Genomic DNA, 24,576 nt, shown 5'->3' with positions numbered 1-24,576 from the left:
GCGCGCGGGACTGCGCGCCCAGAACGCCCTTGCGCGATGGACGCAAGCGCTTATGCTGCACGCAAATCAAAAGGTGCTGCAGTGCAGAATAATCCGCATACCACGCTCATTACATCCGACGCGCCGGTCACGGCCCATACCCATGGCGGGAGGGCCAAGTGTCTGCAACGACTGGTCCGCCTGGACCTGCCCGTGCCTCGGACCGTCGCATTGTCGTTTGAAGCGGTCCATCAGATTGCGGAGGGCGAAGTTCCGAACCTGGCTGCGATCCTTGAACAGTTCGATCCATCGGCATTGCTTTGCGTCCGACCAAGCTCTGAAGACCCCGACTGGGGTGGGCCCGGTGCGGTTCTGAACATCGGGATGAATGATGCGCGCTATGTGGACCTGTCCGATACCATGGGGGCAGAGGCTGCTGCGGCGCTGTATCTTAGGTTCGTTCAAAGTTATGCGATTCACGTGGCGCGGCTGGACGCGGATGTGTTCGACGACATCGACATGGATGGCAGCGAGGGTTTGCGCCACTCCTTGCGCGCATACGAAGATGAAACGGACGAAGCCTTCCCTCGGGACAGAGGCGAACAGTTGATCGGTGTTCTACGCTCTATGGCCCGCGCCTGGGATGGGACTTCTGCGCGCTTGTTGCGGCAGGCCAAAGGCGCCCCGGCCGACGCCGGGCTTGGACTGGTCATTCAGGAGATGATTCCCGGGGTCGGACAAGGGGAATGCGGGTCAGGCGTCTTGCAACTGGTCGATTCCACTACCGGAATGCCGCAGATCACGGGCCGCTACCTGAGCCAGAGCCAGGGCCGGGATGCGCTGGGCGAAGATGTGGCGGCCTTGTTTCTGGAAAAAGATCCACGCGGCCCGTCGCTTGAAGAGGTCGCACCCGATGCCTTCGCCGAGGTCAAATCTCAGGCCGCACTTATGCGCGAAAAACTGCGCGAAGAGATGCAGGTGGAATTCGTCATCCAAAATGGCAACGTGCATATTCTTGATGGTGTCCGGGTTCAGAGAGCCTCGCGCGCGGCGATGCGGATTGCGGTTCGTCTGGCTGAAGATGGAATAATTCCGCCGCAGGAAGCAGTAATGCGGGTGGATCCGCATGCGCTGAACGAATTGTTGCACCGACAGGTTCATCCCGAAGCGCGCCGCGATGTTCTGACATCAGCCATTGGTGCAAGCCCTGGTGCCTCGACCGGAAAGATCGTGTTCACATCGGCAGAGGCTCAGGCCAGTGCCGCGCGCGGTGAAGCTTGTGTACTGGTTCGCCGCGAAACCTCACCCGAAGATGTACGCGGGATGCACGCAGCCGTTGCGGTTCTGACGGAAAAGGGCGGGATGACCAGCCACGCCGCTGTGATTGGTCGTGGACTTGGCTTGCCCTGTATCGTTGGTGCTTCCGACATCCGGTTCCAGACAAAGAAGAAGATGCTGACCGCACCGGACGGGCGTGTTTTCAAAACCGGTGATGTTCTGACCATCGATGGTAGTTCGGGTCAGGTGCTGGCAGGCCAACCAGCCATGCTTGAGGCCGCGCTGGATGATTGCTTTCAGACATTGATGGCGTGGGCCGATGCCGAGCGTGACATTGACATCCGCGCCAATGCAGACACACCGGCGGATGCACAGACGGCGCGGAATTTTCAGGCTCAGGGGATCGGTCTGTGCCGGACAGAGCATATGTTCTTTGATCCCGGCCGTCTGATCGTGATGCGCGAGATGATTTTCGCACAAACGTCGTCGGGCAGGGCTGCTGTGCTGGAGCGATTGCTTCCGATGCAGCGTGAAGACTTTGTTCAGTTGTTCAGAATTATGGAAGGGCAGCCCGTCTGCATTCGTCTGTTCGATCCACCTCTGCACGAGTTTCTGCCGACCACGCGTAGTGGGCAGCGAGAACTGGCTGAGGCGCTTGACCTTCCGGTGTCCGACGTCGAGCGTCGGGTGGCCGCGATGACCGAATACAACCCGATGCTTGGCCTGCGCGGCGTTCGCCTGGGTGTGACCGTGCCCGAAATCTATGACATGCAGGCCCGTGCGATTTTTGAAGCCACACTGGACGCCAGAAAAAACGGTGCTCCGGTCGTGCCCGAAGTGATGATCCCGCTGGTTTCAGCCAAGCGCGAGGTTGAACTGGTCAAATCCCGCATCGACTCCGTGGCCGCTGCGGTTGCGTCCGAACGCGGGCAGGAATTCGAATATCGGTTGGGTGTCATGGTCGAGACCCCGCGCGCTTGTCTCCGGGCGGAAGAGATCGCACCGCAGACCGCGTTCATGAGTTTCGGCACCAACGACCTTACACAGATGACCTATGGGTTGTCCCGCGACGACGCGGGGCGTTTCATGTCGGCTTATGTGCGACAAGGTGTTTTTGGCGAAGATCCCTTCCACGTCCTTGATCCGGATGGGGTGGGTGAACTGTTGAAGCTCGGGGCGGAACGCGGCCGTGCTGCCAAACCGGATGTGACCCTGTCGGTTTGCGGAGAACACGGCGGAAACCCCGAATCAATCGCCATCTGCAGGGATTTGGGTTTTGACTATGTTTCGTGCTCACCCTTCCGGGTTCCCGTCGCTCGGCTGGCTGCCGCTCAACTGGCAATTTCCTCCAGACTTGGGGGTTGACACAGCGTCAAAACCCAAGGATTAGTGGGTTATCGAGCCACTCGTAAGCGAAAGTAATTTTCGCTACGGGCGGTTTTCCACTTGCATTTTCTCAAAGGCTGGACCTTTGCGCTTGATTGCGTTAGATGCCTCGTCGCGCCCGCCGGGGGAGGGTATGGCGCGTGAAGTGCCTGTGCGAGGTTATCTGATGCTACGTTACATAATGGCTGTTGCCGCATTGGCAGCAACCGTGCTGCCGAGTGCGTCCTTTGCTGAAAGGGAAGCAACTGATACTGCAAAAGAAGAGCTTGTCGCCCGCAGCGAATTGCCGGCGCAGAGCTTTCGTGACTACTTCAAATTGTTCCAGCCCCGAAAGGCGGCTAAACCTGTTGAAGTGACCTATTCCAAAGACTGGCTTGACCAGCAACCCGCTGCAACCGGTGACGAAAACTGGAAGTGCCTGTCCGAAGCGCTGTACTTCGAAGCGCGTGGTGAAAGTGTTCGCGGTCAGTTTGCCGTGGCCGAAGTCATCCTGAACCGGGTCAAGAGCAGCCGCTTTCCGAGCTCTCTGTGTGGTGTAATCCGCCAGGGTACCGGTAAGAAATACCAGTGCCAGTTCACTTACACCTGCGATGGTCGCAAAGAAGTCATTCACGAGAAGAAGGCTTATGAGCGGGTGTCAAAAGTCGCCCGGGCCGCCATCGACGGCGTTGCCAAAGAGCTGACTGAAGGGGCGACGCACTACCACACGACGGCGGTTCGCCCGTCCTGGTCGCGGGTTTATAAGCAGACTGCGCGGATTGGCGTGCACATTTTCTATCGCCACAACTACCGGACGGCGAGCAACTGATTGACGCACCTGCGCTGGAAGCTTGATGGCGCAGGGCGAGTTGCAGTCTATATTGCGGGCCAGGAGGCCCGTAATGCTTTTCACCCGACGACATATTCTGAAAACTGCCGCTGCAGCCTCAATGTTACCACTGGCGGCCCGGGCCGGTTTCCCACCGCTCAAGGCACATGTGAGCCGGCAGCGCGTTGCTCCTGATGGATTTCCTGAAACGACGGTCTGGAGCTATGGCGGTTCGATCCCCGGAACAACGTTGCGGGTGAAGCAGGGTGAACCTGTGCAACGCCAGCTGATGAACGAGCTTCCGCAACCAACATCGATTCATTGGCACGGGATTCGCATAGACAACGCCATGGATGGCGTGCCCGGGCTTACGCAGGACGCGGTTGGTGCGGACGAGACCTTTAACTACGACTTCATCGCTCCTGACGCCGGTACATATTGGTACCACGCGCATAACCGGTCGATGGAACAGGTGGCCCGTGGACTTTATGGGCCGCTGATCGTCGATGAGGCCATGGCGCCAGATGTCGATCAAGACCTTGTGTTGATGGTGGACGACTGGCGGTTGGACCCGGAAACCGCTCAGATAACAGATGATTTCGACAATGGTCATGATCTGAGCCATGCAGGTCGGCTTGGGAATATCGTTACCGTCAACGGATCATTTGATCCTGTGTTTGCGGTGCGAAGAAACCAGCGACTGCGACTGCGATTGATTAACGCCTCCAACGCTCGGATATTCGATCTGGATATTGATGGTTTTTCGGGGTGGATCGTCGCATTGGATGGAATGCCTTTGGAAAAGCCATTGGAGCTATCCAGCTCTTTTCCGCTGGCACCCGCGCAGCGCGCGGACCTGATTGTCGATGTCACCGCCGAAGGAGATTCCGCAAGCCTGGTCAGTGTAGAAAGGGATGGAGCCTTTGGTCTGGCTAGGTTCGACGTCAAAGGTAATGCCGCGAGGTTGCACAGGAATGGTGTGTCAGCTTTGCCGCCTAATCCATTGCCTCAGATCGGGAATCTTCAAGAAGCACAAACGCACCATATGGTTCTTCAAGGCGGTGCAATGCGCTGGCTGGAAAATGCCCGTCTGGGCGAAACCGAATTGTCGGGCCGCGAATTGGCACAATTGGGCCGGTTCTGGGCGCTGAACGGTTACGCCAAACGCCCCGATGAGCCGTTTCTGGATGCTGCTTTTGGCAGTTTGCACAGGATTGAGTTTGTGAATGAAACAGCCTTTCCGCACGCGATGCACTTACACGGGCATCACTTCAGACTGATCCTGGACGATGGTTCCCTTGGCCCCTGGCGTGACACCGTTTTGGTTGGGCGAGGGCAGGCGCGTCAGATCGCATTGGTTGCGGATAATCCGGGGAACTGGTTGCTGCATTGCCATATGCTGGGGCACGCCGCTTCCGGGATGATGAACTGGTTTCGGGTCGCCTGACGCCGCAATCGGCGGTTGGAATGGCGCTTGTTTGAATGCTATAGGCCCTCGCAACGCCTATAGTAGGCGAACTTTGCAACGAGCCCGAAAAGGCCTGACCCATGAGTTCTGAAATCCGTCTGGCATTCGCACATCCGTCCGAACGGTCCGAGGCGACGTCCCCCCGAGGGCCGTTGGATCGTATCTCGCTACGCGACCATATTGTCGAAGTCGAAATTGGTGCATTCCAGGCCGAGCGGGGAACGACCCAACGGATCTGTTTCAATATCGTGGTCGAAGTCCGGCCTCTGAAGGACCCGATCGACGATGATGTGGATCGCATCCTGTCTTATGACAGGGTAACGGAATCCATTGCCTATGAGTTGGCCGCCGAACGCCTGAACCTGCTCGAGACATTGGCAGAGCGTGTTGCTGAACGCATACTGCTTGAGCCTCAGGCTGTAAGAGTTTTTGTCCGCATAGAAAAACTGGATCGGGGCCCGGGTGCGCTGGGCGTTGAGATCGTGCGTGGGAAAGATTCCACCCATCACGATGTGGTCGAAGAAGAACGCCCGCATCCCCGCCTTGTCTTCCTGTCGAATGACGCCATTTCCTCGGATAACCTGACTGGATGGATTGATCAGTTGGAGAGCCGTCAGCGACCGTTGATCCTGTGTGTCGGGGCGTCGGAACTGGCAGCTCCGCAAACTGGCCACGCCATGACGCAACGCCGGATCGATTTACTGGCCATCGAGCAAAACGCGTGGGTGCTGGCGGCGCGGGACCATCGCTGTGTTGTGGTTTCAACGAGGACCGAATTGGACTGGGCGATGAAGAATGGCCAGATCTGCGTCTGGGCGCCATCCAAGATCGTATTGGACGCTGTTGACGGCCCGTCTGCCGCACCGTCGGATGCCGTAGCGTTGGCCGCATGGTTCGCGGCGACTTTTGAAGCCAGCGAAATGATGGTGATCGGCGGCGCATTGCCGACAGAACCCAAAACACCATTGCGCGCTGTTGCCGTGGATCAGGCCCAGCTGTGAGCACCTATTACAGACCGCTGGTTCAGAGTGGAACAGCACGTCCCGCAGGCGCTGTACTGCTGGCGGGCCAACCCCTCTGGTTCACCCATGTTGAGGCCCTGCGGCGCGGGTTTGAACCCGAAATCGTCCCTGCCCCGGAAGTCCCGTCTGATCATCTGAGCCGTTTGACCCGACCGCGGGCTGACATCGCGGGTCTGGACATGCAGGCCCCCCATATCATGGGCATTCTCAACGCGACGCCGGACAGTTTTTCGGATGGCGGTGTTCACAGCTCCGTGGACGCTGCCCAAGCGGCAGCTGCCGAGATGGTGGCGCATGGGGCCACGATTTTGGACATTGGTGGAGAATCCACCCGCCCGGGCGCGGATTTTGTGCCAGCGGAAGAAGAGATTGCCCGGACCCGACCGTTGATCGAAGCGATCCGGTCAGAAACAGGCGCTTTGATTTCAATCGATACCCGCAAGGCCGATGTTGCAAAGTCCGCCTGTGAAGCTGGGGCAGGATTGGTGAACGATGTGTCGGGCTTTACGTTTGATCCAGATCTGGCGCCGTTCTGTGCGGCGCAGGACACACCTGTTTGTGTCATGCACATGCAGGGTGACCCGGCCACGATGCAGGACAATCCGCAATACGACAACGTCTTGCTGGATGTGTACGACTTTCTGGAGGATCAGATTGCGATGCTCGAAGGTTTGGGCCTGAGCCGCGATCTAATCGTCGCGGATCCAGGAATCGGGTTTGGCAAAACCGAAGATCACAACCTGACCTTGCTGCGCAATCTCAGCCTGTTTCACGGGCTGGGCTGTCCGATCCTGCTGGGCGTGTCGCGCAAAGGCTTCATCGGATCAATTGGGCAAGAGCCGCGCAAGACTGCGCGCGCGCCGGGATCAATTGCGGTGGCTCTGGCTGGATTGTCTCAGGGTGTGCAGATCATCCGGGTTCATGACGTGGCCGAAACCTCTCAGGCCTTGCGCCTATGGGCTGCTGTCCGGTAATCCGGTCTCACGATAAATCACGGAGTGACACATATGCGCAAGCTGTTCGGAACCGACGGGGTGCGGGGCACCGCCAACACGCATCCGATGACAGCGGAAATGGCCTTGCGCATCGGGGCAGCGGTTGGGCGGTATTTTCGCCGCGACGCAACAGGTGTGCACCGCGTGGTCATCGGCAAGGATACGCGCCTGTCCGGGTATATGCTGGAAAATGCCCTGACGGCGGGCCTGACGTCCACGGGTATGAACGTTCTGCTGCTGGGGCCTGTTCCGACGCCCGCAGTTGGTCTTATGACACGGTCCATGCGGGCTGATCTGGGTGTTATGATCTCGGCCAGCCACAACCCGGCGGAAGACAACGGGATCAAGTTCTTCGGGCCAGATGGCTATAAGCTGTCCGATCAGGCCGAGATCGAGATCGAAAGGCTGATCGACGAAGGCGTCAGGCCCGCTCAGGCGCAAAACATTGGCCGGGCGCGCCGCGTCGATGACGCACGTTTCCGTTATGGCGAGCGCGTGAAATCGTCGTTGCCGCGTGACGTGAGTTTGGATGGTCTCAAAGTAGTGATCGATTGTGCGAACGGCGCAGCCCACCGCACAGCACCAGAGGTTCTGTGGGAACTGGGCGCCGATGTTATTCCCGTTGGTATTGCGCCCAATGGTAAGAATATCAACCTCAACTGCGGATCCACGAAACCGCAACTGGCGGCGGAAACTGTAGTGGCCCATGGGGCAGATGTCGGCATCTGTCTGGACGGTGATGCGGACCGGGTGGTTGTAGTCGACGAAACCGGTCAGGTGGCCGATGGCGATCAGCTTATGGCGCTGCTGGCGACGGCTTGGAAGAAATCGGGCCAGTTGAAAGGTGAGGCATTGGTGGCGACCGTTATGTCCAATCTGGGTCTGGAGCGTCACCTGACAGCACAAGGACTGCGTCTGGAGCGTACGGCGGTCGGTGACCGTTACGTGGTCGAGCGGATGCGGGAAGGCGGGTTTAACCTTGGGGGGGAACAGTCCGGACATATCGTGATGAGCGACTATGCCACCACCGGTGATGGGTTGATGGCCGGGCTGCATTTCCTTGCGGAAATGGTTCTGTCCGGGCGCAAGGCGTCTGATCTGTCCAAGCAGTTCGAAACCGTGCCGCAGTTGCTGAAGAATGTGCGCTATTCCAGCGATCAGACTCCGTTGGAGGTTCAAAGTGTTCAGGCGGCCATCGCCGATGCTGAGGCGCGGCTGAATGGGCAGGGCCGGTTGCTGATCCGCAAATCCGGGACTGAGCCGCTGATCCGTGTCATGGCCGAATGCGAGGACGATGGGCTGCTGACCCAAGTGGTGGATAGCATCGTGGCCGAAGTCGAGGCCGCCACAAGCTAGTGCCCGAACAGAACTTTTCGCAGGCTGAACCATTGGCTGATGGCCATGCCTGTCAGGATCAGGGTTAAAGCGATGTAAAAGCGCAGGGGCAGGGCTTCGGACAGAACCCACGCACCAAATACCATTGACCAGATGGGTACCTGATAATTCACCAATGTCAAAAAGACCGACCCGGCGCTGCGGGTTATAGACACGCGCAGCAGGTTGGCGAATGCCGTCGGTACCAAGCCAAGGACGATCAGAGCGAGTGTTGGGCGCGTGCCTTGCCATTTGGGCAGGCCTTCGGTCATCAGCATGATCGGCACCAACAAGGCAGCGCCCACAAGCAGGGTCAGCGCAGCCAGCGCCAGCGGATCGACAGGCGGGCAGCGACGGGTCAAAATTGACGAAGACGCATAGCATAATGCGGCAGTGACGCAGGCCAATTGGGCCAGAGGTTCGGTTCCTTGGCCAAGCTGTGCCAGACCGGGACCGATCAACACCAAAGCGCCCGAGAAACCCAGACACACGCCCAGCAACCGGCGTAGATTAAGTGGCTCGTCAGAAAAGAAATGCGCGAGCGGCAATACCATCAGCGGAATAGCGGCCATCGACAGCCCGGCAAATGCGGATGGTACAAATTGTTGCCCCCAGCTGAGCAGCATGAAGGGTATGGCAGTGGATAAAACACCAATCAGAAGTATCGATCCCGCCAGAGCAGGCGTCAGGATCGGCATTCTGCGCCCGGTCACCCACATCAGTATCAGAAGCGTCACGGCCCCCAAGGTGGTTCTTGACGTTGCAACCGTGATCGGGCCGTAGCCTTCAAGCGCCAGGGCAACGACCATGAACGTCGCGCCCCAGATCAGGCCCAGCGTGAAGACGCCGCTCCAATCCTGTTTTGTCGGCTGTTGAACCATTGGTTTGTCCTGTCGGGCAGCGCGAATTCGCGAAAAAGACTAATCTGACCGGGTGTTTATGTGTCGCGTCACTTTATTGTGCAAACAAAAAAGGGCGACCATTGCGGCCGCCCTTATGCTGACTAAAGTCAGGCTTAGTTCTTTTCTTTGTCGACCATCTTGCCGGCCGAGATCCACGGCATCATGCCGCGAAGCTTGGCACCGGTTTCTTCGATCTGATGCTCGTCGTTGGCGCGACGGGCCGCCTTGATGGTCGGCTGACCAACGGCGTTTTCCAGCATGAAGTCACGGACGAATTTACCTTGCTGGATGTCGTCCAGAACGGCTTTCATGCGGGCTTTGGTCTCGTCGTATTTCAGAATGCGCGGGCCGGTGACGTACTGGCCGTATTCGGCAGTGTTCGAGATCGAGTAGTCCATGTTGGCAATGCCGCCTTCGTAGATCAGATCCACGATCAGTTTCACTTCGTGCAGACACTCGAAATAGGCCATCTCGGGCGCATAGCCCGCTTCGACCAGAGTTTCAAAGCCGCAGCGGATCAGCTCGACCAGACCGCCACACAGAACAGCCTGTTCGCCGAACAGGTCGGTTTCGCACTCTTCCCGGAAGTTGGTTTCGATGATGCCCGAGCGGCCGCCACCGATGGCCGAGCAATAGGACAGGCCGATTTCCAGCGCCTTGCCGGTTGCGTCGTTGTGAACCGCGACCAGGCAGGGCACGCCGCCGCCTTTGGTGTATTCGCCGCGCACGGTGTGGCCGGGGCCTTTGGGCGCCATCATGATGACGTCGACGCCTTCTTTCGGCTCGATCAGGCCAAAGTGGACGTTCAGACCGTGGGCAAACGCGATGGCCGCACCCGGCTTGATGTTGTCGTGAACATATTTCTTGTAGGTCTCGGCCTGCAGTTCGTCGGGCATGGTGAACATGATGACGTCACACCAGGCAGCCGCTTCGGCGATACCCATGACTTCCAGACCCTCGCCTTCGGCTTTCTTGGCCGAGGGCGAACCTTCGCGCAGGGCGATGACCAGGTTCTTTGCACCCGAGTCGCGCAGGTTCAGCGCGTGAGCGTGGCCTTGCGAGCCATAGCCCAGGATAGCCACTTTCTTGTCTTTGATCAGGTTGATGTCGCAATCGCGATCGTAATAGACGCGCATTTCGCTGGTCCTTTCTGGTTAGATTGCGGCGGTTGTACCTGCCTGTTTGCGCAATGGCGATAGGGTTGGGCTTGAGTATTTGCGAAAAAGATGAAGAATAATGCGCGTTAACGGAATAATGTGAAAAAATCATGCTCGACGATATTGATCGGCGCATTCTGCGTCACTTCCAAGCGGACCCCAGCCTGACAACAGCGGAACTGGCCGATCTTTGCCGGATCAGCTCTGGTGTCTGTTGGCGACGGATCGAAAAGATGCAGGCCGCAGGGATCATCGAAGGGCAGGAGGCAGTGATAGATTGGACCGCGATGGGATATGCGGTCGAAGTCTCGCTTCGGATCACGCTCGACAAGACACAGGCCCGTGCTTTTGACGAGTTCACGCAAGCGGCGCGGGACGTGGCCGAGGTAATCGAGATCCAGACCTTTCTGGGTCGTGTCGATGTACGTCTATCCGTCATTGCAAGGGATATGAAACACTATCAACAGCTCTATCGTGACCGGATTCTGACCCTGCCTCATATTGCCGATATTGAAGCTCTTATGCATATCGCGCGGGTCAAGCGTGACGAGGTTCTGCCAGTATGATTGAGCTGGACGAGATTGATCGCCGCCTTCTTCGCGCGCTGCAACAGGACGCGACGCAAAGTGCCGGAGCATTGGGGCGCAGGTTCGGGTTGTCTCAACCCGCCACGTGGCGTCGTATCCGCCGACTTGAAGAGGCCGGCGTCATCAAGGGCCGACGGCTGCGTTTGAATGCCGAAGCGCTTGGGTTTGGCGTGACGGTCTTTCTGGGTATCAAACTCGGGCGCAAAGGCCAGATCAGTCTTGAAGACTTTGAACGCGCCGTCAGTGCCGTTCCCGAGGTGCAGACCGTCGAGCATGTCCTGGGACTATATGATTATCGACTGCGCGTCGTGGCGCGGGACTTGTCCGATTTCGAACGCGTGTTGCGGCGCCGGATCATGACTCTGCCGGGCGCAGGCGATGTCGAGGCAAACGTTCTGCTGAGCGAAGAACGCCTACCCGGTCCGATCGGTTGAAAACCCTCAGTATTTGGTGCGGATGCAATATCCCGGATGGTGTGTCATACGCGCAAAGGTGAGCGGTTTGTTTTCCTTCCACGTGGTGCGTTCCATCTGAATCATGGATGTTCCCGCCGTGGTGCCCATGAACTCTGCCAATCGCGCATCAGCGGAAATGGCGCAAAAAGCGACCTCAGCGTCAGTAAACGGAGCAGCCGTCAACAACCACTCGTGTGGCCCCTGTTCGATCAAATCTGCGTCCTCAACATCTGGAACAGCCTCGATGTTGATCCATCGTTCTTCCATCTGAAATGGCCGATTGTCCGCATAGTGCATACAGACAATATGCAGGACGCGCCCACCTGGTGCTACGTTGATCTGCGACGAAAGCCATCCGGGGCTGGTCACTACGTTCCGTTCAACAAGCGCATAGCGATAGGTCGCATTCTGGCTTTCGACCACTTGCCGCGCCAGTGAGAATTCGAGTTTGGCGTGCTTGCTGGGCTCTTTCTTGACACGGGTGCCGCTTTTACGTTTGCGCTCGACAAAGCCCTGATCGGCCAGTTCCCTCAAAGCCCGGTTCACGGTGGCCCGCGCGCAATTGAATTCCTCCGCCAGCTGAGTTTCTGTCGGCAAAAGCGATCCTTGTGGCCAGACACGGCTTTCAATGCGTCGTTTTACTTCGTCTCGAACGAATTGGAAACTGATCCGCTTTTGTATCGTCACGGGTAAATATATCCCTTCAAGTATAAAGTGTGCGCATCTGTTCAGAAGCAAGTAGAAGTGTAAAGGGGAAGTGACACTGGTTGGCGTCATTTCTCGTGTTTTCAGGAGGGTAGGCGGAAAAAAGTTACTATTTCCCTTGCTTTACCAAAGGTCAATTTTTGTCGCAAAAGGGCTTTACCAACAAAGACAAAGGGGACAAGACTTCTAAAACGCTTTGGAAAGGACGCGTCATGCCAGGCTTGCTGGAAACCGTAGACCCGAACGGGCTCGAAGAATTCTCGGTCGTGTTTACCGACCGCTCGCTGAACCATATGTCGCAGAAATTTCAGCAGGTGATGCGTGACATTTCGGGCATGTTGAAGGACGTATACCAGGCTGATGCGGTCGCCGTCATTCCCGGGGGCGGAACTTATGCCATGGAAGCCGTTGCCCGGCAGTTCGCGCGCGGTGCGGACGTGTTAGTGGTTCGCAACGGATGGTTCTCTTATCGCTGGAGCCAGATCATTGAAAGCGGCGCTCTGACAAACTCGGTGACCGTCATGAAGGCGCGAGAGACAGGTAACGCCAGTCCGTCGCCCTTCGCGCCTGCGCCGATCGAAGAGGTTGTTGCGGCAATTCGTGAACAAAAACCCGGTGTCGTTTTTGCGCCTCATGTCGAAACTGCCGCGGGGGTCATTCTGCCGGATGACTATGTCACCGCTTTGGCTACCGCAGCGCACGAGGTCGGCGCTTTGATGGTGTTGGATTGCATTGCCTCGGGTTGCGCCTGGGTAGACATGAAAGCCACCGGTGTCGACGTTCTGATTTCTGCCCCGCAGAAGGGGTGGAGCGCGTCGCCATGTGCCGGTCTGGTCATGCTGTCTGAACGGGGCGAGGCGCGCCTGGAGCAGACCAGTTCTGACAGTTTCGCCATTGATTTGAAGAAGTGGCGTCAGATTATGCAGGCTTATGAAAACGGCGGCCATGCCTATCATGCCACGATGCCGACCGACGCCTTGCTGGCCTTCCGCGATACCATGGCAGAGACACGAGACTACGGATTCGAGAAGTTGCGCGCGGCGCAATGGGCTCTGGGTGACGGTGTGCGGGCAATGCTGAAGGAAAAAGGCATTGTTTCGGTTGCTGCCGACGGATTTGGCGCGCCCGGGGTTGTGGTCAGCTACACGTCGGATCCTGAAATTCAAAACGGTAAGAAATTTGCGGCCTTGGGGATGCAGATCGCCGCTGGCGTGCCCCTGCAATGTGACGAGCCCGACGGATTCAGTACCTTCCGGTTGGGTCTGTTCGGGCTGGACAAGCTATACGATGTGGATGCTACTGTTGCGCGCCTGAAACGCGTTCTGGATCAGGTTCTGTAAACGGGCCGGGCCTTAGCGAACGCCGAGGCCCATCTGCATCAACGTCTTGCGTACGGGCGGCAGGGAATAGAGCGCGCTCAACCCCATCGCCCGTGCATCCCGCAGCGGGCGCGCTTCGATCATCGAGGCGCGGTTCAGCAAATCGATGCCTTTGACGCGCATCTCAACCTCGGTATGGCGGGCCTTGTGATAGGCATCCAGCATCTGTACGTCACCTAGTCCTTCGGGCCGGGCCTGCGCCAGATCCAGCAGACAGCGCAGATCGCCCAGTGACATATTCAACCCTTGCGCGCCAATGGGAGGCACGACATGCGCGGCCTCGGCCATCAGGGCGATCCGTTCGCCAGCCAGCCGTTCCGCCGATTGGCTGATGATCGGCCAGATGGTTCGGCGTGAGGCCAGCGTCAGTGGCCCGAACAAACCACAGGAACGTTCAGTCATCGCAGCTTCAAACGCCTCTGGTTCAAGGTTCAAAAGCTCAACAGCCTTCGGTCCCCGCTCCATCCAGACAATGGCTGAGGAAGGTTGCCCTTTCCAATCAGGCAGAGGCACCAGTGTGAACGGCCCGCCTGACCGGTGTATCTCGGTCGAGACGTTCTCGTGCGGAATCGGGTGTGTGACCGCGAAGGCCAGCGCTTTCTGACCATACCGGGTAGTGTGCACATTTATACTGGCGGCCTCGCGCATTGGTGAATTGCGGCCATCGGCGGCAAGCACCAGCTTGCACCGGACGCGGCTGCCATCACTCAGACCTACACGGGCCTCGGCGGTTCGGGTGAACAGGCTGGTGGTTCCGGTGCCGGGACGGAAATCGACATTTGGAATCTCGGCCAGTCGCGCCCCCATTTCACGGCGTAACAACCAATTGGGCAGGTTCCAGCCAAACGGTTGTTCGGAAATATCCGCCGCATTGAAATCGCGTACAACGCGCGGCTCGGGCACGTCGCCGCCGGCATCGACAATGCGCATGATCTGAAGCGGAGCCGCGTGAGCGTCCAGACGCGCCCATAGACCGCATTGTTCCAGCAGGCTATGCGCTGGTTGCAGAAATGCTGTGGTCCGCAGATCGGACCCGTCCACATCCCGTTCAGTGATCGGCGGGGCCGGATCGACGCAGATCACATTAAAACCTGCTGTTCCGAATACCGCTGCCGCGGTCAGACCGGCGATTCCACCGCCGGAAATCAGGATGTCACAGCTGTCAGTCATGGCGCCTCTCATCATTCTGGGCAGAACCTAGTTCGGTTCCACCCCACGCGCCAAGTGACATCCTGTCCCGTTTCTCAGCCCCTTGAAATCAGGATCAGGATCAGAAACATCACCGGCACCATCATCAGGGCAGGGATGTAGAGGCCCGGGAGACCAAACAACATGATGGAACAGCCCCACATGCTGAAAATCGCACCGGCAGTGTAATACAGGTCTTCTGCCTTGCCGTTGGCTGCGTCGCGCGCCAGCCACCCGAAAACCGGAATTGCAAAGAAAAGGCGCTGCCAAACCGGCAGGCGCATCGGCATCTCGATCGCGCTCATTGGGGTCTCCATCTGTTCGTCGCTGCAGCGCATATAGGGATGCGGATGCGGGTGCAGAATGAGCAGATCGTCGCAGTGTGACAGGCTATCGCAGGCGGGCCAGAAACGCGGTCAGATCGTCCGTGTGATGGTGGATATGATTGGCCTCATGCGGGTCGGGGGCGACATGAACCGTGCGCATTCCCATCTCGTGTGGTGCGGCCAGATTACGAGGATCATCCTCGAACATGGCCGCCTTCTCGGCCTGGATACCGTCCTGCGCAAAGATCGCTTCGAAGGCCGCTTTTTCAGGCTTTGGCCGATACCCGGCATGTTCAACACCGTAGATCGCGTCGAACAGGCCGGTCAGGCCGCGCGCATGCAAAACCCGCTCGGCATAGGGCGCGCTGCCATTGGTGTAGACTATGCGACGACCGGGCAGGGCGCGAATGTGATCGGCCAGATCCGCATCCCGGTCCATATGGCTCATGTCCACCTGATGTACGGCGTGCAGATAAGGGTCGGGGTCCAGATCATGTTCGGCCATCAATCCGGCCAGCGTTGTCCCGTATTCGCGCCAGTAATGCGCGCGCAGCCTGTCGGCCTCGGCCCGGTCCACACCAATTGCCTGAACCACATAATCTGTCATCAGAACTTCGATCTGATCGAACAGGCGCATATGCGGCGGGTACAAGGTGTTATCCAGATCGAATACCCACTGGCTAACATGACTAAACGACGGTTTGACCATGGCTTGGGTTTAGAACGCGTTCGGGTTGTTTTCAATGCTATACTTGATCGCCGCCCCCTGACGCGGCTAGACATGTCCGAACGAGGAGATGAACGACCCCATGAGCCAGACCCGATCCCCGACAAAGGACGCCTACAGTCTTATTCTCGAAGCCATCGATGTGGGTGTCTACAAGCCCGGTGATCGATTGGTCGAAAGCGAATTGGCAGAACGTTTCGGGGTGTCACGCACCCCGATCCGCGAAGCGCTGCAACGCCTGGAAACCCAATCCTTGCTGGAGCGGGACGGGCGGTCGTTGATCGTGGCTTCCCTGGATCACAATCAGATGGCCGAGCTTTACATCGTGCGCCGCGAGTTGGAAGGGCTTGCCGCACGGCTGGCCGCGAAACACGCCACCGAGGAAGAGATCAAGGTTCTTCAGGACATGGTTGTCGAAGACGACAGACTGATTGGCGATCCTTCGGCCTTGTCGCGGGCCAACAGACGGTTTCACGAACAGATTCACCTGGCGTCACACAATCGATACCTGGTTCAGCAACTCGATCTGGTCCATCGGACGATGGCCCTGATGGCGACTACTTCTCTGGCGGTTCAGGGGCGCGGTGAAATTGCTCAAAGCGAGCATAAGGGAATTGTCGAAGCCATCGCCGCCCGGGATGAGGAAGCCGCGGGGCAGGCGCTGAAGGAACATATTTCGATCGCTTTCATGACGCGTCTGAAACAGGACGCGAGCCGCCGCGACAAATAGATGTCAGGCTGGCGGAATGTCTTCGCTGGCTTGCCCGTGTTGTGTTTTGTCCCAAAAGAAAGGTTTGGTCGCCAGTTCCCACAGTGCTTTGTAACCCGCGATCACGCCCAGCGGGAAATACAAGAACATTGTTGGGACCCATGGCAATAGAAACCGACGTTCACGCGCGAATACAGCGATGATTCCAACGCTGATGCTCAGGGCTTCTGTCGCCAGAAATAACCAAATTAGGGTTGTTGAGATCTGATGCGGCAGAAATTGTTCCATCGGATTGGACAACCCCAAAGTCGATAGCCAGAAGATCCAAAGAACAGGTGCCAGAAGAAATTGACCCAGCGTGCCCAGAAAGAAGGCCTGAAGTCCGAAAAACTTCACCGCACCAAGGTCACCATACAGTTTTTGCGGGTCACGCATGTGCACCAGATACGTAACCATGAAACCTTTGAGCCATCGTGAGCGTTGTTTTACCCAAGGCCAGGCTCGGAAGTTTGCCTCTTCGAATGTCGTGGTATCCACCATCTCGGTCCGGTAGCCGGCTCGACTAAGCCGTACGCCCAAATCGGCATCTTCGGTGACGTTATGGGCGTCCCAGCCGCCCAGTTCCAACAGCTTTTCGCGGCGGAAGAAGAACGTTGTACCTCCAAGCGGGACGACCAACCCCATTCGCGCTATGCCCGGCAGGATGACACGAAACCAGCAGTTGTATTCGATGGTAAAACAGCGAGACCGCCAATTTGTGCGAGGGTTGTAGTAATCCAAAACTCCTTGCAGGCACACCACATCGGGCGAGGCTTGGGTAAAGTGCCCCACAACACGTTCGATCTGATCCGGCTGTGGTGCGTCTTCGGCATCCCAAACGCCAACGATGTCGCCACGGCAAAAATCCAGTGCGTAATTCATGGCGCGCGGTTTGGTGGTTAAGCCGTTAAGTTTTGGGACTTCAACAATGCGTATCCAACTGGGCAGAGACACCTGTGAAAGGGCGTCGCGTGTCACGTCGTCCGTTTCCTCAAGTACGAGAATGACGTCCAGCAGCGCTTTGGGGTAGGTCAGCCTTTGCAGCCGTTGCACCAGAGCGTTTGCGATTTCACGTTCCTTATACAACGGCACCATGATGGACACGCAGGGGTGTCGAAGTGCGATTGCCGCTTCAGTTGGTTCGGTCGACTTTCTTATGCGATGGCGAAGGTAGGCCAAGGTGCCAAATAGTCGAAAGGCTGCAAACAGCAATAAAGTCCCTACTGCGAGGCCCAACAACACCAGCAAACCAAACGAGGGGAAAAGGACAAAAAGTGTTAACACGCCAAGCGTTGTCACAGATGGAATGACCCGAGATCTCACAGTCCAGTTGCGACAGCTTTGCGCGGGGTCAACACGGTTTTCCGCAACCTCAGCCAGAGGTCGTGAAAGCTGCTGAGCTATAACCCTGTCGATCTGATGAGAATCCGCAAGAACCGGCAGGATGGCATAGTCGCAATCCTGCATCGCGACTGTAACGGTTGCAAAACGATCGGGCCGGGCAGTGGCGACCAAAAGCAGCGGGCCGATACGCATCCAAGGGATAACATTGTGTTCAAGCCAGAAATCTACTGGCTTCAGGTCGCACAATCCGGACATTGGCGTGATCTGTTCGAGGTCCGCGATTTGCCACCCGAACTGTGTGGACAAGGCGTCCAACACATCTTGCCGGTTGGCATAACCCTCCCCAACCAGAATTTCCCCAAGCGGCGCCTTCTGTCTGGCTTGCAGGCTCAATGCGTGGTCTAGTTGCGACCGGGTGACGACCCCGGTTTCCAACAGGCAAGTGCCCAGTGGTTTGCGAAGACCGGGTGCCGGGATCGGGGCCGCGGTCGTAAAATCCTGAAGGTTAAGCTCAACCATAAAAAAAACCCTGGCGCAATTACTTGCGCTCAGGGTTGTTCAAACAAGGTTAACGTCCCGTTAACACTGGATTGTTTGAGCGTTAGGCCTGTTCTTTTTTCTTTTCCATGGCATCGGCAAAACGTTCGAACAGATAGAAACTGTCCTGTGGTCCGGGCGATGCTTCGGGGTGGTATTGCACAGAGTACACGGGCCGATCGGTCATGCGGATACCGCAGTTCGAACCGTCAAACAGCGACCGGTGCGTCTCCACGATGCCGTCGGGCAGAGATTGTGCATCCACCGCAAAGCCGTGGTTCATTGATGTGATTTCGACCTTTCCGGTGTCCAGATCCTTGACCGGATGGTTTGCACCGTGGTGGCCGTGGTTCATTTTGACTGTCTGTCCGCCTAATGCCAACGCCAGCATCTGGTGGCCAAGGCAAATACCAAAAACGGGCAGATCGGTTGTGTCCAGAATCTCCTTGATCATCGGAACAGCGTACTCACCGGTTGCAGCGGGGTCGCCGGGACCGTTCGACAGGAACACGCCGTCTGGCTGATGGGCCAGCACCTCGGCGGCGGTTGCCGTCGCGGGCAGAACGGTTACATCGCATCCGGCTGAGGCGAGGCAGCGCAGAATGTTGCGTTTGGCGCCGTAATCGACGGCCACGACTTTGTGGGCAGGGGCCTCCTGTCGCTTGTACCCGTCCGGCCAGGCCCACCGCATCTCATCCCAGCGATAGCTTTGGGCACAGGTGACGTCCTTGGCCAAATCCATGCCTTCCAGACCGGCAAAGCCTCGAGCAGCTGCGACCAGCGCTTCGATGTCGAAATTGCCCTCGGGGTCATGGGCCAGCGCAACATGCGGCGCACCTTGCTGGCGGATTGCGCGGGTCAGGCGCCGGGTATCGACGCCACCGATAGCGATGCGTCCACGACGCTCCAGCCAAGTCTTCAGTTCTTCGGCTGAACGCCAGTTCGACGGTTCGGTCGGGTCCCATTTCACGACCATGCCGGCAGCGACTGGATCACCGGTTTCGTCATCTTCTGGGTTCACACCGACATTGCCGATATGGGGGAAGGTGAAGGTTACAATCTGCCCGGCATAAGACGGGTCGGTCATGATTTCCTGATATCCGGTCATCGCGGTGTTGAAGCACAACTCGGCCACAGTCTGTCCGGTCGCGCCGAAACCGATGCCGTAAAACAGTGTTCCGTCGGCCAAAGCCAGACATGCGGTGGGCTTGGACGGGGCGTTCTGGGCCATGGCGCGACTCTCCTGCAGGGTAAATCGGCGCATACCTAAGGGGGTTAAGCCCTTGGGTCAAGTCTGTTCAATTTTTCGGCTATTGTTGTTTTTCAATGGGTTACGTGTATTCGCCCCCGGTTGTATCACGCTTTTTGTTTAGATATGTTCGGGGTTCCGTTGTCATGGGGATGGACAAACCAAATGGACATGCGATCACGGGTGAATGCCGCCCTGAAGCAAGCAATGAAAGACAAAGCGGCCGCGCGTCTGTCGACGCTGCGGTTGATAAACGCGGCCATCAAGGACCGCGATATCGCCGCGCGCGCCTCAGATAATGAAGAGATCAAAGGCTGCGGCGATGCTGAGGTGCTTGAAATCCTTGGTAAAATGACCAAGCAACGCAAGGAAAGCGCGCGCGCTTATGAAGAGGGCGGTCGCCTTGATCTGGCCGAGCGCGAGATGCAGGAAGTTGCCGTCATCGAAGAGTTTCTGCCTAAGCAGCTGGATGACGACGAAGTGTCAAAGGCGATTCAGGCTGCGATTACGTCAACCGGAGCGGGTTCCATTCGTGACATGGGCAAGGTCATGGGCGAGCTTAAGACCCGCTATACCGGACAGATGGATTTCGGCAAGGTTGGGCCGATGGTCAAAGATCACCTGTGCGCCGCATCAAACGGCAACTGCTGAGACATCAGGCTAAACAATAACTACTGCGCGACCGGCGCGCGCAGTTTCCTGACCAGCTCATCATAGAGCGTGATACGCTCGTCTTCTGACAGAAATGCACCGATTTCGACTTCGCGTCCGTCGCCGGACAAGGTGACGTAGTGGGGAACCGGGCCGCCTTTTTCATGCATTTCGGGTCGCGCCCAATGGCGGTTGCAGGACCATTCCTGTTGGTCTTTGCCTGGGATGTGATGCACCAGTCGCGCTTGGGTATCGGACAGCGTAAAAACCTCAAACACACTGCGGGCGCGATAGTTGGTCTGTATCGCCAGCCAAAGCCCGAGAACAGTGATGAGCAAAAACGGCAACAACCCCCACAAGACAGCAGATCCAAGCATGGCCAGTAACGGGATCAGTCCAAACAGAAACACAGACAGGATCGTAATCATTGCCCCTTGCGGCGGCAGCGAATTATGCGGCCAGAGGCGCAGCTCCTGTTCGTTTTCCGATATCTGATTCCACGTATACGGCATACCAGAAACATAGCGCGGCAAGGCCCGGTGTCGACGGGATTTGATCAGACGACGTGACCGACCCGAACCCAGGACAGGGCATCATCCAATCGGTCGTCACCCCAGAACACCTCTTGCCTGACAACAAAGCTGGGGGCACCAAAAACACCCAGCTGCACGGCGATGTTGGTTTCGGTCTCAAGCGCAGAGATGATGTCGGGGCTGCGGGCACGCGCCAACGTCAGGCGGGGATCCTGTTGGCATCGCAACAGGGCTTCGGACAGAGCGCTTTCGCTGCCTGCTTCGACACCTTCCTCGAACCAGATGCGATACAGGTTTTGGGTAAAGGATTTACCCCAACCATCCGTCATCCCCAGCACTGCGACCTGATTGGCCAATTCCAGATCGGATATCGGGTAGGGTGCGGGCAGGCGTGCATGGATGTGGTACTTGGCGGCGCGCCGCTCGATATCGCGCCACATATAGGCGGATTTTTCGGGTTTTCCGGCGAACGGGATATTCTGTTGAGCCGACATGACTGCGCGCACGTTAAAGGGCCGCCAGTTTACTGTGGCGTCATGCTCATCGCACCAATCGTCCAGACGCATTACGGTCAGGAAGCTGTAAGTGCTGCCGATTGAATACCAAAAGTCGATTTCCGGCATGGCCGACCCTCCGACTGATCTGCCGGAGTATCATAGCTGATTTTGATGCACTTGGCGAACCTGCAGCGCTGGCAATGAAAAACCCCGCCACTTGGGCGGGGTTTCTTTAGATCAGAACGGGATCAGTGCGCGTGGCCCTTGTCCCAGTCTTCCTGCTTGGGCAACTGCTCGAACGTGTGTTCGGGCGGCGGGGTGGGCAGGGTCCATTCCAGCGTGTCCGCATATTCGTTCCACGGATTCGGACGCGTCTCTTTCGCGCCGCGCAGCAGAGCGTAGATCACGATGCCGAAGAACAGCAGGAACGAGGCGAACGAGATGAACGCACCAATCGACGATACGAAGTTCCACTGGGCAAATGCCTCGGGGTAGTCGATGTAGCGGCGCGGCATGCCTTGACGGCCCAGGAAGTGCTGCGGGAAGAAGGTCAGGTTGGCGCCGATGAAGAACAGCCAGAAGTGAACTTTACCCCAGAATTCGGAATATTGACGGCCTGTCATCTTCGAGAAATAGAAGTAAATACCAGCGAAGATGGCAAATACGGCACCCAAGCTCATCACGTAGTGGAAGTGCGCAACCACGTAATAGGTGTCGTGATAGGCACGGTCCACACCCGCCTGCGACAGCACAACGCCGGTTACACCGCCAACGGTGAACAGGAACAGGAAGCCGAAGGCGAACAGCATCGGCGTCTTAAACTCGATCGAGCCACCCCACATGGTCGCAATCCACGAGAAGACCTTAACGCCTGTAGGTACCGCGATGACCATCGTGGCCAGCATGAAGTAAGCCTGCTGACGCAGCGACATGCCAACGGTGTACATGTGGTGCGCCCATACGACGAAGCCCAGCACACCAATCGCGATGATCGCCCAAACCATCGGCAGATAGCCAAAGATCGGCTTGCGCGAGAAAGTCGCGATCACGTGGCTGATAATGCCGAAGCCGGGCAGGATCACGATGTACACTTCGGGATGGCCGAAGAACCACAGGATGTGCTGATACAGGATCGGGTCACCGCCACCGGCCGGGTCAAAGAACGTGAAGCCAAAGTTGCGGTCCATCAGCAGCATGGTGATCGCGCCTGCCAGAACAGGCAGCGACAGAAGAATCAGCCACGAAGTGACGAAGATCGACCAGCTGAACAGCGGCACCTTGAACAGGGTCATGCCGGGGGCACGCATGTTCAGGAAGGTGGTGATCATGTTGATCGCGCCGAGGATCGAGGAGGCGCCCGATACGTGTACGGCAAAGATCGCAAGGTCCATGGACATGCCACCCTCGGTCGTGGATAGCGGCGGGTACAGAACCCAGCCCACGCCCGAACCGGCCTGGTCATTACCGCCCGGCGCCAGCAGCGAGGCCACACCCAGAGAGGTGCCGGCGACGTACAGCCAGAAGGACAGGTTGTTCATCCGCGGGAACGCCATATCCGGCGCACCGATCTGCAACGGCATGAAATAGTTGCCAAAACCGCCGAAAAGGGCCGGGATGACAACAAAGAACATCATCAGAACACCGTGATAGGTGATCATCACGTTCCAAAGATGGCCGTTGGGGGTACATGGGTCGGCCATGAAGCCTTCCAGGCACATATACTGAACACCGGGGTGCATCAGTTCGAGCCGCATGTAGACGGTCATCAGAACCGAGATCAGACCGGCAAGCGCCGAAACGACCAGGTACAGAATCCCGATGTCCTTGTGGTTGGTCGACATGAACCAGCGCTGGAAAAAGCTGCGCTCGTCTTCATGGTCGTGGCCATGAATGGCTGCGTCTGCCATTATAGGTGCCTCCTGTTGCAACTGCACCGCGCAGTCGGACCTCTCCAACGCGCGGGATTCCTGCTGGTTTTAGAATGCGTAGGGGCGACCTTCAATGGCCGAGTTTGATCTGGATCAAGATTAATTGTCGCGGGCGGGCGGGTGCCACACGATTTTCCGGCCTTGAACACGGGTTATCTGGACATTGCGGATGGGATTTCAAGCCCGGTGTTTCGGATCGGTGAGGCACATGGCAGAGTTCCGCCTTGACCGTTGCCTGCATGCATCTCAGAACTGTGCCAACACCCGCAATCCGGAGACTTGAGATGACCGATTACGATCCCGACAACATCTTTGCCAAAATCCTGCGTGAAGAAATTCCTTCCATGCGCGTGTACGAGGACGAAGAGACGTTAGCTTTCATGGATATCATGCCGCGTACGGACGGACATCTGCTGGTGATCCCCAAAACGCCCTGCCGCAATGTTCTGGATGCCTCGCCCGCGCAACTGTCAGCGGTGATGAATACGGTGCAAAAATTGGCCAGGGCGGTTAAGGCTGCGTTCGACGCAGACGGTGTGACGATTCAGCAATTCAACGAGGCGGCAGGCGGGCAGGAAGTGTTCCACCTGCATTTTCACATCTTACCGCGCTACGAAGGTGTTTCCATGCGCCCGCCGGGCAAGATGGGGGATTTAGAGCTTATCGGGGAACATGCGAAAAAGATCAGCGCTGCACTCGCCTGATCATTAGGCGTTGTGAGGCCCCGTACATTCGCTGTGATCTCCAAACGCGTGCAGCACGGCACAGACATGATCGTGCTGCCCGTCACAGGCCGCTGAAATTCGGGTCAGTTCAGCCTCGAGGTTTTGCAGGCGGGCAATACGGTCCCTGAGGTCGGCCAGTTGCACTTCGGCAATTTCGTGCGCCCGGTTGAGGTCGCTGCCCGATGCACCCTCAAGGGACAGCAAACCCACCACGTCGGCCAAGGGTAATCCCAAATCACGACAATGGCGAATAAAGAACAGCCGTTTCAACGCCGCCTCGTCATACCGGCGCTGATTGCCCTCCGTTCGCTCTGGCTTGGGCAATAGGCCTTTGTCTTCATAAAACCGAATGGTCGGAATCTTTACCTGTGTCCGACGCGAAAGATCTCCAATCGAATACAATGCTCTAGTGCCTTTTGTTATTGATGTTGTTTTTAATGACCCAAATCAGTGCTTCACCAAAAAAAACCAGTACCAGCAAACCAATAACAAAAATCTGCATCTTTGGGCTTTCCCAAAACCCCTCGCTTCTAAGCGAAAAAATTGCCACCGGGACCGAAAAGATCAGCTTGGGCACAATTCCGTTCAGAAGAGATCGCTTTAGTGACATCATCTTTTTCCTCGGGGC

24 protein-coding genes are annotated in these 24,576 nt (G+C 57.4%); 12 read left to right on the top strand and 12 right to left on the bottom strand.

What is annotated here, in order from left to right:
- Window positions 1-36 precede the first annotated feature (36 nt).
- The 6 genes from ACR0K5_RS01520 (at window position 37) to glmM (ending at window position 8,292) form a co-directional block, all read left to right on the top strand.
- Window positions 37-2,622 (top strand): putative PEP-binding protein, encoded by a 2,586-nt coding sequence (locus ACR0K5_RS01520; RefSeq protein ID WP_480627975.1) that lies wholly within the window; start codon window positions 37-39, stop codon window positions 2,620-2,622.
- A 154-nt stretch (window positions 2,623-2,776) separates the two neighbouring features.
- Window positions 2,777-3,451: a cell wall hydrolase gene (locus tag ACR0K5_RS01515; RefSeq protein ID WP_480627974.1), complete on the top strand. Its 675-nt coding sequence runs from the start codon at window positions 2,777-2,779 to the stop codon at window positions 3,449-3,451.
- Between the two features lie 73 nt (window positions 3,452-3,524).
- Window positions 3,525-4,898 carry a multicopper oxidase family protein gene (locus ACR0K5_RS01510; RefSeq protein ID WP_480627973.1) on the top strand — a complete coding sequence of 458 codons (1,374 nt, stop codon included), beginning with the start codon at window positions 3,525-3,527 and terminating at the stop codon, window positions 4,896-4,898.
- A gap of 101 nt (window positions 4,899-4,999) precedes the next feature.
- Entirely contained in the window at window positions 5,000-5,920 is a 921-nt protein-coding gene (locus tag ACR0K5_RS01505; protein WP_480627972.1) for a dihydroneopterin aldolase, read from the top strand.
- Window positions 5,917-6,915: a dihydropteroate synthase gene (gene folP, locus ACR0K5_RS01500; RefSeq protein ID WP_480627971.1), complete on the top strand. Its 999-nt coding sequence runs from the start codon at window positions 5,917-5,919 to the stop codon at window positions 6,913-6,915. Before ACR0K5_RS01505 ends, folP begins: the two co-directional genes overlap by 4 nt.
- A gap of 33 nt (window positions 6,916-6,948) precedes the next feature.
- Window positions 6,949-8,292: a phosphoglucosamine mutase gene (glmM, locus tag ACR0K5_RS01495; protein ID WP_480627970.1), complete on the top strand. Its 1,344-nt coding sequence runs from the start codon at window positions 6,949-6,951 to the stop codon at window positions 8,290-8,292.
- Here glmM and ACR0K5_RS01490 read toward each other — a convergent pair.
- Together ACR0K5_RS01490 and ilvC are read right to left on the bottom strand one after the other, a co-directional pair.
- Window positions 8,289-9,191 (bottom strand): DMT family transporter, encoded by a 903-nt coding sequence (locus tag ACR0K5_RS01490; RefSeq protein WP_480627969.1) that lies wholly within the window; start codon window positions 9,189-9,191, stop codon window positions 8,289-8,291. The genes glmM and ACR0K5_RS01490 overlap by 4 nt on opposite strands.
- 134 nt (window positions 9,192-9,325) lie before the next feature.
- Complete coding sequence (ilvC, locus tag ACR0K5_RS01485; protein WP_480627968.1) at window positions 9,326-10,348, bottom strand: ketol-acid reductoisomerase; 1,023 nt, start codon at window positions 10,346-10,348, stop codon at window positions 9,326-9,328.
- Between the two features lie 131 nt (window positions 10,349-10,479).
- Here ilvC and ACR0K5_RS01480 point away from each other — a divergent pair, with 131 nt between their 5' ends.
- Both ACR0K5_RS01480 and ACR0K5_RS01475 read left to right on the top strand, forming a co-directional pair.
- Window positions 10,480-10,935 (top strand): Lrp/AsnC family transcriptional regulator, encoded by a 456-nt coding sequence (locus ACR0K5_RS01480; protein WP_480627967.1) that lies wholly within the window; start codon window positions 10,480-10,482, stop codon window positions 10,933-10,935.
- Window positions 10,932-11,390, top strand: a complete 459-nt coding sequence (locus ACR0K5_RS01475; protein ID WP_480627966.1) for an Lrp/AsnC family transcriptional regulator — start codon at window positions 10,932-10,934, stop codon at window positions 11,388-11,390. The genes ACR0K5_RS01480 and ACR0K5_RS01475 overlap by 4 nt, the downstream gene beginning before the upstream one ends.
- Before the next feature lie 6 nt (window positions 11,391-11,396).
- Here ACR0K5_RS01475 and ACR0K5_RS01470 read toward each other — a convergent pair whose 3' ends face one another.
- Window positions 11,397-12,098 (bottom strand): GntR family transcriptional regulator, encoded by a 702-nt coding sequence (locus tag ACR0K5_RS01470; protein ID WP_480627965.1) that lies wholly within the window; start codon window positions 12,096-12,098, stop codon window positions 11,397-11,399.
- Between the two features lie 230 nt (window positions 12,099-12,328).
- On the opposite strand from ACR0K5_RS01470, the gene ACR0K5_RS01465 reads away from it, so the two are divergent.
- Complete coding sequence (locus ACR0K5_RS01465) at window positions 12,329-13,456, top strand: aminotransferase class V-fold PLP-dependent enzyme (RefSeq protein ID WP_480627964.1); 1,128 nt, start codon at window positions 12,329-12,331, stop codon at window positions 13,454-13,456.
- Between the two features lie 12 nt (window positions 13,457-13,468).
- Here ACR0K5_RS01465 and ACR0K5_RS01460 read toward each other — a convergent pair whose 3' ends face one another.
- The 3 genes from ACR0K5_RS01460 to ACR0K5_RS01450 form a co-directional block, all read right to left on the bottom strand.
- Window positions 13,469-14,665, bottom strand: coding sequence for a UbiH/UbiF family hydroxylase (locus ACR0K5_RS01460; RefSeq protein WP_480627963.1), 1,197 nt, complete (start codon window positions 14,663-14,665; stop codon window positions 13,469-13,471).
- 74 nt (window positions 14,666-14,739) lie between these two features.
- Window positions 14,740-14,988, bottom strand: coding sequence for a hypothetical protein (locus tag ACR0K5_RS01455; RefSeq protein WP_480627962.1), 249 nt, complete (start codon window positions 14,986-14,988; stop codon window positions 14,740-14,742).
- A gap of 85 nt (window positions 14,989-15,073) precedes the next feature.
- On the bottom strand, window positions 15,074-15,718 hold the full coding sequence (locus ACR0K5_RS01450; protein WP_480627961.1) for a pyrimidine 5'-nucleotidase: 645 nt from the start codon (window positions 15,716-15,718) through the stop codon (window positions 15,074-15,076).
- A 100-nt stretch (window positions 15,719-15,818) separates the two neighbouring features.
- On the opposite strand from ACR0K5_RS01450, the gene ACR0K5_RS01445 reads away from it, so the two are divergent.
- Window positions 15,819-16,466 (top strand): GntR family transcriptional regulator, encoded by a 648-nt coding sequence (locus ACR0K5_RS01445; protein WP_480627960.1) that lies wholly within the window; start codon window positions 15,819-15,821, stop codon window positions 16,464-16,466.
- 3 nt (window positions 16,467-16,469) lie between these two features.
- Here ACR0K5_RS01445 and ACR0K5_RS01440 read toward each other — a convergent pair whose 3' ends face one another.
- Both ACR0K5_RS01440 and carA read right to left on the bottom strand, forming a co-directional pair.
- On the bottom strand, window positions 16,470-18,347 hold the full coding sequence (locus ACR0K5_RS01440; protein WP_480627959.1) for a glycosyltransferase: 1,878 nt from the start codon (window positions 18,345-18,347) through the stop codon (window positions 16,470-16,472).
- Window positions 18,348-18,429: 82 nt separating this feature from the next.
- Window positions 18,430-19,596: a glutamine-hydrolyzing carbamoyl-phosphate synthase small subunit gene (gene carA, locus ACR0K5_RS01435; RefSeq protein WP_480627958.1), complete on the bottom strand. Its 1,167-nt coding sequence runs from the start codon at window positions 19,594-19,596 to the stop codon at window positions 18,430-18,432.
- Between the two features lie 183 nt (window positions 19,597-19,779).
- Here carA and ACR0K5_RS01430 point away from each other — a divergent pair, with 183 nt between their 5' ends.
- A complete protein-coding gene (locus ACR0K5_RS01430; RefSeq protein WP_480627957.1) occupies window positions 19,780-20,265 on the top strand; it encodes a GatB/YqeY domain-containing protein in 486 nt (161 codons plus the stop codon).
- 20 nt (window positions 20,266-20,285) lie between these two features.
- Here ACR0K5_RS01430 and ACR0K5_RS01425 read toward each other — a convergent pair whose 3' ends face one another.
- The 3 genes from ACR0K5_RS01425 to ctaD form a co-directional block, all read right to left on the bottom strand.
- A complete protein-coding gene (locus ACR0K5_RS01425; RefSeq protein ID WP_480627956.1) occupies window positions 20,286-20,777 on the bottom strand; it encodes a DUF2244 domain-containing protein in 492 nt (163 codons plus the stop codon).
- A 44-nt stretch (window positions 20,778-20,821) separates the two neighbouring features.
- The gene (locus tag ACR0K5_RS01420) at window positions 20,822-21,421 is read right to left on the bottom strand and encodes a DsbA family protein (RefSeq protein WP_480627955.1); all 600 of its coding nucleotides are present in this window, start codon (window positions 21,419-21,421) and stop codon (window positions 20,822-20,824) included.
- A gap of 122 nt (window positions 21,422-21,543) precedes the next feature.
- The gene (gene ctaD / locus ACR0K5_RS01415; RefSeq protein WP_480627954.1) at window positions 21,544-23,202 is read right to left on the bottom strand and encodes a cytochrome c oxidase subunit I; all 1,659 of its coding nucleotides are present in this window, start codon (window positions 23,200-23,202) and stop codon (window positions 21,544-21,546) included.
- A gap of 305 nt (window positions 23,203-23,507) precedes the next feature.
- Here ctaD and ACR0K5_RS01410 point away from each other — a divergent pair, with 305 nt between their 5' ends.
- Window positions 23,508-23,927, top strand: coding sequence for an HIT family protein (locus tag ACR0K5_RS01410; RefSeq protein WP_480627953.1), 420 nt, complete (start codon window positions 23,508-23,510; stop codon window positions 23,925-23,927).
- A gap of 3 nt (window positions 23,928-23,930) precedes the next feature.
- Here ACR0K5_RS01410 and ACR0K5_RS01405 read toward each other — a convergent pair whose 3' ends face one another.
- A complete protein-coding gene (locus ACR0K5_RS01405) occupies window positions 23,931-24,350 on the bottom strand; it encodes a MerR family transcriptional regulator (RefSeq protein ID WP_480627952.1) in 420 nt (139 codons plus the stop codon).
- Window positions 24,351-24,576: the final 226 nt, after the last annotated feature.

The sequence above is a fragment of the Ruegeria sp. AB9 genome (assembly GCF_056542585.1).
The sequence above is the reverse complement of the archived record's forward strand: the minus strand, read 5'-3'. Positions and strand labels throughout refer to the sequence as shown.

Bases quoted from the DNA above. Each gene is read 5' to 3' on its own strand.
- ACR0K5_RS01520 (WP_480627975.1), top strand. From the start codon at position 37: ATGGACGCAAGCGCTTATGCTGCACGCAAATCAAAAGGTGCTGCAGTG.
- ACR0K5_RS01515 (WP_480627974.1), top strand. From the start codon at position 2,777: ATGGCGCGTGAAGTGCCTGTGCGAGGTTATCTGATGCTACGTTACATA.
- ACR0K5_RS01510 (WP_480627973.1), top strand. From the start codon at position 3,525: ATGCTTTTCACCCGACGACATATTCTGAAAACTGCCGCTGCAGCCTCA.
- ACR0K5_RS01505 (WP_480627972.1), top strand. From the start codon at position 5,000: ATGAGTTCTGAAATCCGTCTGGCATTCGCACATCCGTCCGAACGGTCC.
- glmM (WP_480627970.1), top strand. From the start codon at position 6,949: ATGCGCAAGCTGTTCGGAACCGACGGGGTGCGGGGCACCGCCAACACG.
- ACR0K5_RS01490 (WP_480627969.1), bottom strand. From the start codon at position 9,191: ATGGTTCAACAGCCGACAAAACAGGATTGGAGCGGCGTCTTCACGCTG.
- ilvC (WP_480627968.1), bottom strand. From the start codon at position 10,348: ATGCGCGTCTATTACGATCGCGATTGCGACATCAACCTGATCAAAGAC.
- ACR0K5_RS01480 (WP_480627967.1), top strand. From the start codon at position 10,480: ATGCTCGACGATATTGATCGGCGCATTCTGCGTCACTTCCAAGCGGAC.
- ACR0K5_RS01475 (WP_480627966.1), top strand. From the start codon at position 10,932: ATGATTGAGCTGGACGAGATTGATCGCCGCCTTCTTCGCGCGCTGCAA.
- ACR0K5_RS01465 (WP_480627964.1), top strand. From the start codon at position 12,329: ATGCCAGGCTTGCTGGAAACCGTAGACCCGAACGGGCTCGAAGAATTC.
- ACR0K5_RS01460 (WP_480627963.1), bottom strand. From the start codon at position 14,665: ATGACTGACAGCTGTGACATCCTGATTTCCGGCGGTGGAATCGCCGGT.
- ACR0K5_RS01455 (WP_480627962.1), bottom strand. From the start codon at position 14,988: ATGAGCGCGATCGAGATGCCGATGCGCCTGCCGGTTTGGCAGCGCCTT.
- ACR0K5_RS01450 (WP_480627961.1), bottom strand. From the start codon at position 15,718: ATGGTCAAACCGTCGTTTAGTCATGTTAGCCAGTGGGTATTCGATCTG.
- ACR0K5_RS01445 (WP_480627960.1), top strand. From the start codon at position 15,819: ATGAGCCAGACCCGATCCCCGACAAAGGACGCCTACAGTCTTATTCTC.
- ACR0K5_RS01440 (WP_480627959.1), bottom strand. From the start codon at position 18,347: ATGGTTGAGCTTAACCTTCAGGATTTTACGACCGCGGCCCCGATCCCG.
- carA (WP_480627958.1), bottom strand. From the start codon at position 19,596: ATGGCCCAGAACGCCCCGTCCAAGCCCACCGCATGTCTGGCTTTGGCC.
- ACR0K5_RS01430 (WP_480627957.1), top strand. From the start codon at position 19,780: ATGGACATGCGATCACGGGTGAATGCCGCCCTGAAGCAAGCAATGAAA.
- ACR0K5_RS01425 (WP_480627956.1), bottom strand. From the start codon at position 20,777: ATGCCGTATACGTGGAATCAGATATCGGAAAACGAACAGGAGCTGCGC.
- ACR0K5_RS01420 (WP_480627955.1), bottom strand. From the start codon at position 21,421: ATGCCGGAAATCGACTTTTGGTATTCAATCGGCAGCACTTACAGCTTC.
- ctaD (WP_480627954.1), bottom strand. From the start codon at position 23,202: ATGGCAGACGCAGCCATTCATGGCCACGACCATGAAGACGAGCGCAGC.
- ACR0K5_RS01410 (WP_480627953.1), top strand. From the start codon at position 23,508: ATGACCGATTACGATCCCGACAACATCTTTGCCAAAATCCTGCGTGAA.